The following is a 10,863-nucleotide window of genomic DNA, read 5'->3' as shown; positions in this document are numbered from 1 at the left end:
CAGCCACTGGCGGGTGTCGGCATCGAGCGGCAGGTTGTCGACGCGCTCCTGCGCGTCGAGCAGGCGCCCGGCCTCGTTGTACGACAGCGTGACGAACTCGGGCCAGGCGCGCGACGGGTCTTCATCGTCGATGCGCCACATCACGAACCACACCGGCCCGCCGGAACTGAGGTTGAGGTAGTAGCCCTCGGCCTCGTCGGCGTGCAGGGTGACCTCGAAGCCCGGGTGCAGCGTGCGGGCGATGCGGCCGTCGTCGCGCAGCACCCGCGGCTCGGTGCCGAAGCTGCCGTCGTCGGGCACGATCTCGGCCAGCGCAAAGCGCCAGTCTTCCCAGGCGTTGGGTTGGCGCTGGCGCTCGAGCAGCACGGCGACGCGGATGGCGGGGCGGGGGTCCATGGAACCGGGGAGTCTAGCGAGCCGGGGCTGGCCACGTCGCCGTCAGGCCACCGCCAGCGGCCCGACCAGGGAAAGCCCTGAGGGCCGCGGACGCTACTCGCACTGCAGCACCACCGTCATCAGCGCCCCGCCGCCGCGCTGGTTGCCGGCGCGGATGTCGCCGCCGTAGCGCTCGACGATGCTGCGGCTGATCCACAGGCCCAGGCCGGTGCCGTCCTTCTTGCGGGTGACGAAGGGCTTGAACAGCTGGTCCATCAGTTCCTCGGGCAGGCCGGGGCCGGTGTCGGCCACGCTGATCTCGACGCTGCGCTCGCCCACGTCGCGGGTGCTGAGCGAGAGCACGCCGCCGTCGGGCATCGCGTGGATGGCGTTGACGATCAGGTTCACCAGCACCTGCTGCAGCTCGTTGCGATTGATCGACGGCCGGCGCCGCGCGGCGTACTCGCGCAGCACGCCGATGCGCGTCTTGGCCAGCAGGTGGCCGACGAGCACGCCGCAGTCGTCGATGACTCGGGCAGTGTCCACCTCCTCCACGTAGCCGGCAAAGTCGCTGGGTCGGGCAAACTGCAGCAACTGCGTCACGATCAGCCGCATGCGCTCGATCTGCTGGTCGACCAGCTTCAGCTCGGGCGCCACGCGGGCGGCGTCGGCGCCCAGCAGTTCGCGCACCAGGTCGAGGTTGCCCTGGATCACCGCGATCGGGTTGTTCACCTCGTGCGCGATGCTGGCGGTGAGCTGGCCCACCGCCGCCATCTTCTCGGTGCGCACCAGTTGCTGCTGCGCGGTCTCGAGCGCGCGGGTGCGCTCGGCCACCTTGGCGTCGAGCTCGGCATTCCCGCGCTGCAGCGCGCCGGTCTTGTCGTCGATGGCGTCGAGCAACTGGTCGAGGTGGCCGGCCAGTGCGCCGATCTCGTCGCCGCTGTCGACCGGGCCCACCCGGGCCTCGAGGTCGCCGTGTTCCACCTGCTGCATGGTCAGCGCCATGCGCTCCAGCGGTTGCGAGATGCCGCGCGCCCAGCGCGCCGAGGCCATGGCGGCCAGGATCATCACGCCGAAGAACGCCACACCGATGCCGGCCAGCACGCCGTATTTCATCCAGGTGAAGGGCTGTTCGAGGTAGCCGACGTAGAGCATGCCCACCCGGCGGCCGGCGCCATCGGCAATCGGCTCGTATCCCGACACATACCAGTCGCTGACGACGAAGGCGCGATCGAGCCAGGTGCGCCCGTCGCTGAGCACCGCATGGCGCACCGCCTGCGACACCCGCGTGCCGATGGCGCGCGCCTCGCCCGAGGCGCTGGCATCCGACGCGCGGCGCAGCCCGGACGGATCGGTGCCGAACAGCCGCACGTTGGTGGAGATGCGCACGTCGTCGAGGAACAGCGTGGCCGTGCCGCGGCTGCCGAAGGGCAGGCTGCCCTCGGGGTAGACGATCTCGTTGATGTGGTCGATGAAGCCGAGGTTGCGATTCAGCAGCATGCCGGCCTGCACGCGGGCGACGAGGGTGCCGTCGGCCGTGCGCACCGGCGCGTCGGCCACCACCACCATGGCGCGGTCCTCGTGGGTGCGCTCGGTGGGCAGGGCGTTGCGGGTGGGCACCAGCGGCACGGGCACCCGTTCGCGCAGCGCGGGCGACAGCAGGGCCTGCCCCGACGGCGCCAGCACCTCGACGGTGGCGCGCACACGGTCGCCGGGCCGGGGCGCCGGCAGCAGCGGCAGGGGGCCGGGCGCGGTGCTGAAGTCGCTGGCGATGGCCTGGCCGTCGACCGCGCGCAGGTGCACGAAATCCAGGCGCTCGCGCTGGCGAAAGGAGTCCAGCAGCGCCTGCAGCGCCTCGGGCGAGGCCCGGGCGGTCAGCGCCTCGTGCAGCGCATGCGAATCGGCCACGGCACTGGTGCCCGCGGCCACCTCGCCGAGCACCCGGTCGAAGTAGCCGTGGGCGATGGCCAGGTCGGCGCGCACCTTGGTGATGAGCAGCCGGTCGAGCGCCGCGTTGCCCCAGATGGCCAGCACCAGGCCGAGCAGCGGCAGCACCACCACCAGCGGCATCAGCACCATCGCCAGCAGCTTGGTGCGGATGGGCTGCCGCGCCAGCGCCTGGGGAAAGTTCAAGTTTGATTCCACTCGAGCACGCGGCGCTCCAGCGTGCGACGCGAGATGCCCAGCAGTTGCGCGGCGCGGGTCTTGTCGCCGCCCACGCTGTCGAGCACGGCCTGGATGTGCTGCTTCTCCATCGCGTGCAGGTCGGTGGGCGCCGGCGGCGGCGCGGGCCGGCCGTTGCCGCCGCTGCCCACCGCCATCCGGGCCAAGCCCTGGTACAGCGCCGACACGTTGAGCGCGCCGAGGATCAGCGAGCGCTCGATCAGGTTGCGCAGCTCGCGCACGTTGCCGGGCCAGTCGTACTGCTGCAGGTAGACCAGCTCGTCGGCATCGACCTCGATCGGCGGCACGCCCAGCTGCGGCGCCAGCGTGGCAACGAAGTGCTCCACCAGCTCGGCGATGTCTTCCTTGTGCGAACGCAGCGGGGGCAGGTTGATCTCGACCACCTGCAGCCGGTAGTACAGGTCCTTGCGGAAGCGGTCCGCCGCCACCTCGTCGGCCAGCCTGCGGTTGGTGGCGGCGACGATGCGCACGTCCACCGGGATCTGCTGCTCGCTGCCCACCGGGCGGATGCGGCGGTCTTCCAGCACGCGCAGCAGGGTGGCCTGCTGGGCCAGCGGCAGTTCGCCGATCTCGTCGAGGAACAGCGTGCCCCCCTGGGCATAGACGAACAGGCCGTCGCGCAGCTTGCGCGGACCGCTGTCGCCGGTGCCGGCCTGGGCCTGGCCGAACAGCTCGCTCTCGATCATCTCGGGCGACATCGTGGCGCAGTTCACCGGCACGAAGGGCCCGGCGGCGCGCGGGCTGTTGCGGTGCAGCGCGAGCGCGGCCAGTTCCTTGCCGGTGCCGGATTCGCCGCACAGCAGCACGGTGGAGCCGACACTGGCGACTCGCTGGATGGCCGCCTGCAGGCCCCTGATGGCGATGGACCGCCCGACCAACCCATCGGCCGGCGGCGTGCGCTGCGACAGCGTGCGCTTGAGCACCCAGTTCTCGCGCTTGAGCAGGGCACGCTCCAGGCCGTGCTGGATGGCGCTGAGGATCTGCGTGACGCGGAAGGGCTTGAGGATGAAGTCGCTGGCGCCGGCGCGCAGTGCCTCGATCGCGGTGTCCAGGTCGGCGAAGGCGGTGATCAGCACCACCTCGAAGCTGTTGCCGCGCTCGCGCAGTTCCTTCAGCCAGGCGATGCCGCTCTTGCCCGGCAGCGCGATGTCCAGCACCACCAGGTCGAAGCGGTGGCGGCGCACCAGTTCGTCGGCGTCCTCGGCCGATTCGGCGGCGAACACCTGCCCCACCCGCGGCTGCAGCGTCTTCTCGAGGAAGTTGCGCATGCCCGGCTCGTCGTCGACCACCAGCACCGACGCGAGCGGCCAGCGCTCGGACAGTTGGGCAGCGGTCACGGCATCGAGGGTCATGGCTCGGCCGATTGTAGGAACGCGGTCTCGACAGCACCGCGGCGACAACTTGTCACCCCGGCAGCGACAACTTGTCGCGCCAACCCCCGGATCCACCCGGATGGATTTCGGGTTTACTCTCACGCCCAATCAGGGGGTGACCTATGCATCCGAGTGCATGGGTCCTCACGCCAGGAGCCTTCGATGAGCACACCCAAGACGCCCCAACTTTCGCGCCGCCGCATGTTCGCCGGCGCCGGCACCGCCGGCGCGCTGGCCGCGGCAGCCGTGGCCTTGCCGATGGCGCGCCAGGCCGAACCGGAGGCCGCCGCCGAACCCCGGCCGGCGCCCGAACAGGGCGGCGGCTACCAGGTGACCGAGCACGTGCTGCAGTACTACCGCACCACCACGATCTGACCGCCCCCGGGGCCGCGCGTCGCCGCGCCGCCCCTGGGCAGCCCAGCCGTCGCCACGCGGCCTCCAGGCCCACGAACCCGATCCGCCACCACGCGCGCCGCGCCTGCGCTGGCCCATGACAGACAGGAGACCTCCCATGCTGCTCACCCGCAAATCCACCAAGCCCGGGGCCACGTCGTCCAGCCTCGTCGCCAGCCTGGCGCGCGGCGTCGCGCGGGCCGTGCCCACGATGGACCGCCGCGCCTTCCTGCGCCGCTCGGGCCTTGGCGTCGGTGCCGGCATCGCCACCTCGCAGCTGATGCTGGTGCGCAAGGCGCAGGCCGCCGACCCCGCCAAGGCGGCCGACGGCGCGCGCAAGGTCGAGGTCAAGCGCACGGTGTGCGGCCACTGCTCGGTGGGCTGCGCCATCGATGCGGTGGTCGAGAACGGCGTGTGGGTGCGCCAGGAGCCGGTGTTCGACTCCCCCATCAACCTGGGCGCCCACTGCGCCAAGGGCGCCGCGGTGCGCGAGAACGGCCACGGCGAGTTCCGCCTGAAGTACCCGATGAAGCTGGTCGACGGCAAGTACCAGCGCATCTCGTGGGACACGGCGCTGGACGAGATCAGCGCCCGCATGCTCGAGCTGCGCAAGCAGAGCGGCCCCGACTCGCTGTTCTTCGTCGGATCGAGCAAGCACAACAACGAGCAGGCCTACCTGATGCGCAAGTGGGTGTCGCTCTGGGGCACCAACAACACCGACCACCAGGCCCGCATCTGCCACTCCACCACCGTGGCCGGCGTGGCCAACACGTGGGGGTATGGCGCGATGACCAACTCCTACAACGACATGCAGAACGCCAAGGCGGCGATCTACATCGGCAGCAATGCCGCCGAGGCGCACCCGGTGTCGATGCTGCACATGCTGCACGCCAAGGAGAGCGGCTGCAAGATGATCGTGGTCGACCCGCGCTTCACCCGCACCGCGGCCAAGGCCGACGAGTACGTGCGCATCCGCTCGGGCACCGACATCCCCTTCCTGTTCGGCGTGATGCACCACATCTTCAAGAACGGCTGGGAAGACAAGAAGTACATCGAGGACCGCGTCTACGGCATGGACAAGGTGCGCGAGGAGTGCCTGTCCAAGTGGACACCCGACAAGGTGCAGGAGGCCTGCGGCGTCGATGAAGCCACCACCTTCAAGGTGGCCAAGATCCTGGCCGAGAACCGCCCCGGCACCATCGTCTGGTGCATGGGCCAGACCCAGCACACCATCGGCAACGCCATCGTGCGCGCCTCGTGCCTGCTGCAGCTGGCGCTGGGCAACGTCGGCAAGAGCGGCGGCGGCACCAACATCTTCCGCGGCCACGACAACGTGCAGGGCGCCACCGACGTGGGCCCGAACCCCGATTCGCTGCCCGGCTACTACGGCCTGGCCGAGGGCTCCTGGAAGCACTTCGCCAAGACCTGGGACGTCGACTTCGAGTGGATCAAGAAGCAGTACGCGCCCGGCATGATGACCAAGCCCGGCATGACCGTGTCGCGCTGGGTTGACGGGGTGCTCGAGAAGAACGACCTGATCGACCAGGAGAGCAACCTGCGCGGCCTGTTCTTCTGGGGCCACGCGCCCAACTCGCAGACCCGCGGTCTCGAGATGAAGAAGGCGATGGACAAGCTCGACCTGCTGGTCGTGATCGATCCCTTCCCGTCGGCCACCGCGGCGATGGCGGCCATGCCAGGCAAGGCCGAAGATCGCAACCCCAATCGTGCGGTCTACCTGCTGCCGGCCACCACGCAGTTCGAGACCACTGGCTCGTGCACCGCGTCGAACCGCTCGATCCAGTGGCGCGAGAAGGTCATGGAGCCGCTGTGGGAAAGCCGCACCGACCACATGATCATGTACCAGCTGGCACAGAAGCTGGGCTTCGACAAGGAACTGGTCAAGAACTACAAGATGGTGCAGGGCAAGGGCGGCATGGAGCCCGAGACCGAGTCCATCCTCCGCGAGATCAACAAGAGCGTCTGGACCATCGGCTACACCGGCCAGAGCCCCGAGCGGCTGAAGGCGCACATGCGCAACATGAACGTCTTCGACGTGAAGACGCTCAAGGCCAAGGGCGGCATCGACAAGGAAACCGGCTACAAGCTCGACGGCGACTACTTCGGCCTGCCCTGGCCGTGCTACGGCACGCCCGAGCTCAAGCACCCGGGCTCGCCCAACCTCTACGACACCTCCAAGCACGTGATGGACGGCGGCGGCAACTTCCGCGCCAATTTCGGTGTCGAGCGCGACGGCGTGTCGCTGCTGGCCGGCGATGGCTCGCACTCGGTGGGCGCCGACCTGACCATGGGCTACCCCGAGTTCGACCACCTGCTGCTGAAGAAGCTGGGCTGGTGGGACGACCTCACCGAGGCCGAGAAGAAGGCCGCCGAGGGCAAGAACTGGAAGACCGATCCGTCGGGCGGCATCATCCGCGTGACGATGAAGGAGCATGGCTGCCACCCCTTCGGCAATGCCAAGGCCCGGGCCGTGGTGTGGAACTTCCCCGACCCCGTGCCGCAGCACCGCGAGCCGCTGTACAGCACGCGGGCCGACATGGTCGCCAAGTACCCGACGCACGACGACAAGAAGGCCTTCTGGCGCCTGCCCACGCTCTACAAGAGCGTCCAGCAGCAGAACAAGGACATCGGCAAGACCTTCCCGCTGATCATGTCCAGCGGCCGGCTGGTCGAGTACGAAGGCGGCGGCGAGGAAACCCGCTCGAACCCCTGGCTGGCCGAACTGCAGCAGGAGATGTTCGTCGAGATCAACCCCAAGGCTGCCAACGACCGCGGCATCCGCAACGGCGACTACGTCTGGGTCAAGACCCCGCCGATGGCTGCGGTGCCCGACTTCAAGGGCCTGCGCGTCAAGGCGATGGTCACCGAGCGGGTGGACGCCGAGACGGTGTGGCTGCCCTTCCACTTCTCGGGCCGATGGGGCGGCGTCGACCTGGCGCCCTACTACCCGGACGGCGCCAAGCCGGTGGTCCGCGGCGAGGCCATCAACACCGCCACGACCTACGGCTACGACAGTGTCACGATGATGCAAGAGACCAAGACCACGGTCTGCCAGATCGAACGCGCCACGGCTTAAGGAGACACCGCAATGGCCCGAATGAAATTCATCTGCGACTCCGAGCGCTGCATCGAGTGCAACGGCTGCGTCACCGCCTGCAAGGCCGAACACGACGTGCCCTGGGGCGTGAACCGCCGCCGCGTCGTCACGCTGAACGATGGCGTGCCCGGCGAGAAGAGCATCTCGGTGGCGTGCATGCATTGCAGCGACGCCCCCTGCATGGCCGTGTGCCCGGTCGACTGCTTCTACCGCACCGACGAAGGCGTGGTGCTGCACGACAAGGACGTGTGCATCGGCTGCGGCTACTGCAGCTACGCCTGCCCCTTCGGCGCACCGCAGTTCCCCACCAACGGCACCTTCGGCCTGCGCGGCAAGATGGACAAGTGCACCTTCTGCGCCGGCGGCCCCGAGGCCAACGGCACCGAGGCCGAGTACGAGAAGTACGGCCGCAACCGCCTGGCGGAAGGCAAGCTGCCGGCTTGCGCCGAGATGTGCTCGACCAAGGCCTTGCTGGGCGGCGACGGCGACGTGGTGGCCGACATCTTCCGCACCCGGGTGCTCACCCGCGGCAAGGGCAGCGAGGTCTGGGGCTGGGGCACGGCCTACGGCAAGCCCGCCTCGGGCGGCGCGCAACCGAAGACGGAAGGCACCAAGTCATGAGAACCCCCCTCACCCTGTCGCTGCTGGCCCTGGGCCTGGCCCTGTCGGCCTGCGGCGAGAAGGCCCAGACCACCAGCGCGCGCAAGTCCGACGGCAAGGCCTGGGAAATGGCCCCCAACGGCTACGTGGCCGGCGGCTGGAAGGCCGGTGACCAGGCCAGCTGGGAACAGCAGATGCGCCAGCGTGCGCAGGCCCAGAACGAGTACACGCGCTCGGCCGCCCAGCCGAAGTGACCGCGCTGCCGCAGGAGCATGGCATGTCCCAGCTGATCTCGAGAATGCTGCGCCCGCTGGGCCTGGCCGCGGTGCTGTGGCTCGCGGCCGTGGCTGCGCAGGCCCAGTCGTCACCGCCGGCCGACGCCGCGGTGGCCGCACCCAACGGCCCGCCCGCGGGCTTCGTCGCACCGACCGATCCCAAGCCGGACGAGTCCAACGCCCAGCGCAGCAAGACCCAGCCCGGCAACAACGCGCCGTTCTGGCGCTCGGTGCGCGAGTCGGGCAACCGCGAAGGCGTCACCAACCTGCCGGGCGCTGAGAAGGGCACGCTGATCCAGCCCTTCCTGCAGTACCCCGGCTCGCGCTTCACCACCGCCGGCGAGGCCTGGCGCCAGGTGCGCAACCAGTGGATCCTGCCGTACGGCGGCGCCTTGCTGTTCATCACCGTGCTGGCGCTGGCCTTGTTCTACTGGCGCAAGGGCCCGCTGGGCCGCGACCACGCCGACACCGGCCGCATGATCGAGCGCTTCACCCCGCTCGAACGCGCCGCGCACTGGTCCAACGCGTCGGCCTTCGTCGTGCTGGCCGTCTCGGGCATCGTGATGGCCTTCGGCAAGTTCCTGCTGCTGCCTGTCATGGGCAGCACCTTGTTCGGCTGGCTCACCTACGCGTTGAAGACCGCGCACAACTTCGTCGGCCCGCTGTTCGCGGTGTCGCTGATCATCGTGGTCGTCACCTTCGTCAAGGACAACATCGCCAGCGCGTCCGATTTCGTCTGGCTGAGCAAGGGCGGCGGCATGCTGGGCGATGAAGAGATCCCCTCGCACCGCTTCAACGCGGCCGAGAAGGGCATCTTCTGGTGGGGCATGTGCATCCCCGGCCTGGTGTCCATCGGTTCGGGCCTGGTGTTGAACAACCTGATCCCGGGCGTCGGCGACCTTCGAGGCGACATGCAGATCGCCCACATGATCCACTCGGTGAGCGCCATCCTGCTGATCACCGCGCTGCTGGGCCACATCTACATGGGCACCATCGGCACACGCGGCGCCTACAAGGGCATGCGCACCGGCTATGTCAACGAAGGCTGGGCCAAAGAGCACCATGCGCTCTGGTACCAGGATGTCCAGGCCGGCAAGATCCCCGCCAAGCGCTCGGCCGAACCAGCGCCCGCGCTGGGCCCGGCCACACCGCAAGCCTGACGATCCACGAGGGACCCCTTCCATGAAACAAACCGCCCTGCTCGCCGCCCTGGCGCTGGCCGCCACCGGCGCCTTCGCCAAGCTCCCGCCGCCGTCCGATGAGGCCAAGGCCAAGGCCGCCGAGGCCGCCGCCAAGACAGCCCACGGCGGCAAGGTCGAGGCCTACAAGCTGTGCCTGAGCATGGACCGCGTGGCCGCCGGCTATGTGGCCCAGGCGAAGAAGTCCGGCAAGGAGCCGAAGCCCGCCACCGCGACACCGCCCTGTGCCGACCCTGGCGCCTTCGTCTACCCGCCGCCGGCCTCGGCGCCCACCGTCACCGCCGCCGCGACGCCGACGGCACCGGCCGCGGCGCCCGCACCGACGAAGAAGTAGGTCGGTCATCGCCACCCGCATCGACGCCAGCGCCCGCTCGACCCCCTCTGCCATGCCCGCCGACTCCACTGCCCCACAGGCCTTTGGCGTACCGCGCGAATGGGTGCCGGTGGTCGGCGCGCCGCGACTGACGCAGGCGTCGGTGTCGCTGCTGCGAGAAATCGCCATCGTCGACGAGTGCGGCGACCGCCGCAGCATCCACATCCCCGCCGAGCGCCCGCTCACGGTCTTCATCGACAAGCGCGAACTCGTCACCTTGATGACCCTGGGGGCCTCACCCGAACTGCTGGTGCTGGGCTACCTGTGCAACCAGCGGCTGATCTCGCGCGTCGGCGAGGTCGAGTCGATCACGGTGGACTGGGACGTCGGCGCCGCCGCGGTGCGCACGCACCAGGGAGTGACCGACCTCGAGGCCCGAACGGCCCGCCGCGTGGTCACCACCGGCTGCGGCCAGGGCACGGTGTTCGGCGACGTGATGGCCGACCTCGACACCCTGCGCCTGCCCGGCCCCGAGGTGGCCCGCATCCGCCAGGGCACGCTGCACGGCATGCTCGAGGTCATGCGCCAGCGCAACAGCATCCACCGCAAGGCGGGCTCGGTGCACGGCTGCGCCCTCTTCCGCGGCGCCGAGATGCTGATGTTTGTCGAGGACGTGGGCCGCCACAACGCCATCGACACCATCGCCGGCTGGATGGCGCTGCACGGCGTCGAGGGTGGCGACAAGACCTTCTACACCACCGGCCGGCTGACCAGCGAGATGGTCATGAAGTCGGCGCAGATGGGCGTGCCGATCATCGTCTCGCGCAATGGCGTCACGGCCATGGGCCACGAACTGGCCACGAAGCTGGGCATGACCCTCTTCGGCCGCGCCGCCAACCGGCACTTCCTCTGCTACACCGGCTTCGAGCGCTTCGACTCCGAACCCGAGCCGCAGCGCGCGCCGGTGCGCGTCGTCTCGGGCTGACGGCCGCCCGGCCAGGGGCCCTGCGCCGCGCCACGCGCGTCTCGCTCAGCC

General features: G+C 69.7%; 10 protein-coding genes. 7 read left to right on the top strand and 3 right to left on the bottom strand.

The genetic code is table 11. From position 1 onward, the window contains the following. The 3 genes from EOINJALH_RS05295 to EOINJALH_RS05285 all read right to left on the bottom strand — a co-directional run. Positions 1 to 396: DUF3305 domain-containing protein (locus tag EOINJALH_RS05295; protein WP_088279266.1), on the bottom strand; the 396-nt coding region annotated here is incomplete at its 3' end. 93 nt (positions 397 to 489) lie between these two features. After that, positions 490 to 2,508 (bottom strand): cache domain-containing protein, encoded by a 2,019-nt coding sequence (locus EOINJALH_RS05290; protein WP_234413664.1) that lies wholly within the window; start codon positions 2,506 to 2,508, stop codon positions 490 to 492. Beyond that, on the bottom strand, positions 2,505 to 3,911 hold the full coding sequence (locus tag EOINJALH_RS05285) for a sigma-54 dependent transcriptional regulator (protein WP_088279265.1): 1,407 nt from the start codon (positions 3,909 to 3,911) through the stop codon (positions 2,505 to 2,507). The genes EOINJALH_RS05290 and EOINJALH_RS05285 overlap by 4 nt, the downstream gene beginning before the upstream one ends. Before the next feature lie 183 nt (positions 3,912 to 4,094). Between EOINJALH_RS05285 and EOINJALH_RS05280 the strand changes: the two genes are divergently transcribed. The 7 genes from EOINJALH_RS05280 (at position 4,095) to EOINJALH_RS05250 (ending at position 10,812) form a co-directional block, all read left to right on the top strand. After that, positions 4,095 to 4,307 carry a formate dehydrogenase gene (locus EOINJALH_RS05280; protein WP_088279264.1) on the top strand — a complete coding sequence of 71 codons (213 nt, stop codon included), beginning with the start codon at positions 4,095 to 4,097 and terminating at the stop codon, positions 4,305 to 4,307. Between the two features lie 136 nt (positions 4,308 to 4,443). Continuing rightward, positions 4,444 to 7,419 carry a formate dehydrogenase subunit alpha gene (locus tag EOINJALH_RS05275; RefSeq protein ID WP_088279263.1) on the top strand — a complete coding sequence of 992 codons (2,976 nt, stop codon included), beginning with the start codon at positions 4,444 to 4,446 and terminating at the stop codon, positions 7,417 to 7,419. Positions 7,420 to 7,431: 12 nt separating this feature from the next. Next, positions 7,432 to 8,061 (top strand): formate dehydrogenase FDH3 subunit beta, encoded by a 630-nt coding sequence (gene fdh3B / locus EOINJALH_RS05270; protein ID WP_088279262.1) that lies wholly within the window; start codon positions 7,432 to 7,434, stop codon positions 8,059 to 8,061. Further along, positions 8,058 to 8,294, top strand: coding sequence for a hypothetical protein (locus EOINJALH_RS05265; protein ID WP_088279261.1), 237 nt, complete (start codon positions 8,058 to 8,060; stop codon positions 8,292 to 8,294). The genes fdh3B and EOINJALH_RS05265 overlap by 4 nt, the downstream gene beginning before the upstream one ends. Before the next feature lie 23 nt (positions 8,295 to 8,317). Beyond that, the gene (locus EOINJALH_RS05260) at positions 8,318 to 9,475 is read left to right on the top strand and encodes a formate dehydrogenase subunit gamma (protein ID WP_088279275.1); all 1,158 of its coding nucleotides are present in this window, start codon (positions 8,318 to 8,320) and stop codon (positions 9,473 to 9,475) included. 22 nt (positions 9,476 to 9,497) lie between these two features. After that, complete coding sequence (locus EOINJALH_RS05255) at positions 9,498 to 9,848, top strand: hypothetical protein (RefSeq protein ID WP_088279260.1); 351 nt, start codon at positions 9,498 to 9,500, stop codon at positions 9,846 to 9,848. A gap of 52 nt (positions 9,849 to 9,900) precedes the next feature. After that, complete coding sequence (locus EOINJALH_RS05250) at positions 9,901 to 10,812, top strand: formate dehydrogenase accessory sulfurtransferase FdhD (protein ID WP_088279259.1); 912 nt, start codon at positions 9,901 to 9,903, stop codon at positions 10,810 to 10,812. The last annotated feature ends 51 nt before the right edge of the window (positions 10,813 to 10,863 follow it).

The organism is Ideonella sp. A 288, assembly GCF_002198735.1.
Taxonomy (GTDB): domain Bacteria; phylum Pseudomonadota; class Gammaproteobacteria; order Burkholderiales; family Burkholderiaceae_C; genus Pseudaquabacterium.
Note: the sequence above shows the minus strand (reverse complement) of the source record. Positions and strands in the feature narration are given on the sequence as shown.

Coding starts and splice junctions, on each gene's coding strand:
- EOINJALH_RS05285 (WP_088279265.1), bottom strand. CDS start 3,911: ATGACCCTCGATGCCGTGACCGCTGCCCAACTGTCCGAGCGCTGGCCG.
- EOINJALH_RS05260 (WP_088279275.1), top strand. CDS start 8,318: ATGTCCCAGCTGATCTCGAGAATGCTGCGCCCGCTGGGCCTGGCCGCG.
- EOINJALH_RS05265 (WP_088279261.1), top strand. CDS start 8,058: ATGAGAACCCCCCTCACCCTGTCGCTGCTGGCCCTGGGCCTGGCCCTG.
- fdh3B (WP_088279262.1), top strand. CDS start 7,432: ATGGCCCGAATGAAATTCATCTGCGACTCCGAGCGCTGCATCGAGTGC.
- EOINJALH_RS05250 (WP_088279259.1), top strand. CDS start 9,901: ATGCCCGCCGACTCCACTGCCCCACAGGCCTTTGGCGTACCGCGCGAA.
- EOINJALH_RS05275 (WP_088279263.1), top strand. CDS start 4,444: ATGCTGCTCACCCGCAAATCCACCAAGCCCGGGGCCACGTCGTCCAGC.
- EOINJALH_RS05255 (WP_088279260.1), top strand. CDS start 9,498: ATGAAACAAACCGCCCTGCTCGCCGCCCTGGCGCTGGCCGCCACCGGC.
- EOINJALH_RS05280 (WP_088279264.1), top strand. CDS start 4,095: ATGAGCACACCCAAGACGCCCCAACTTTCGCGCCGCCGCATGTTCGCC.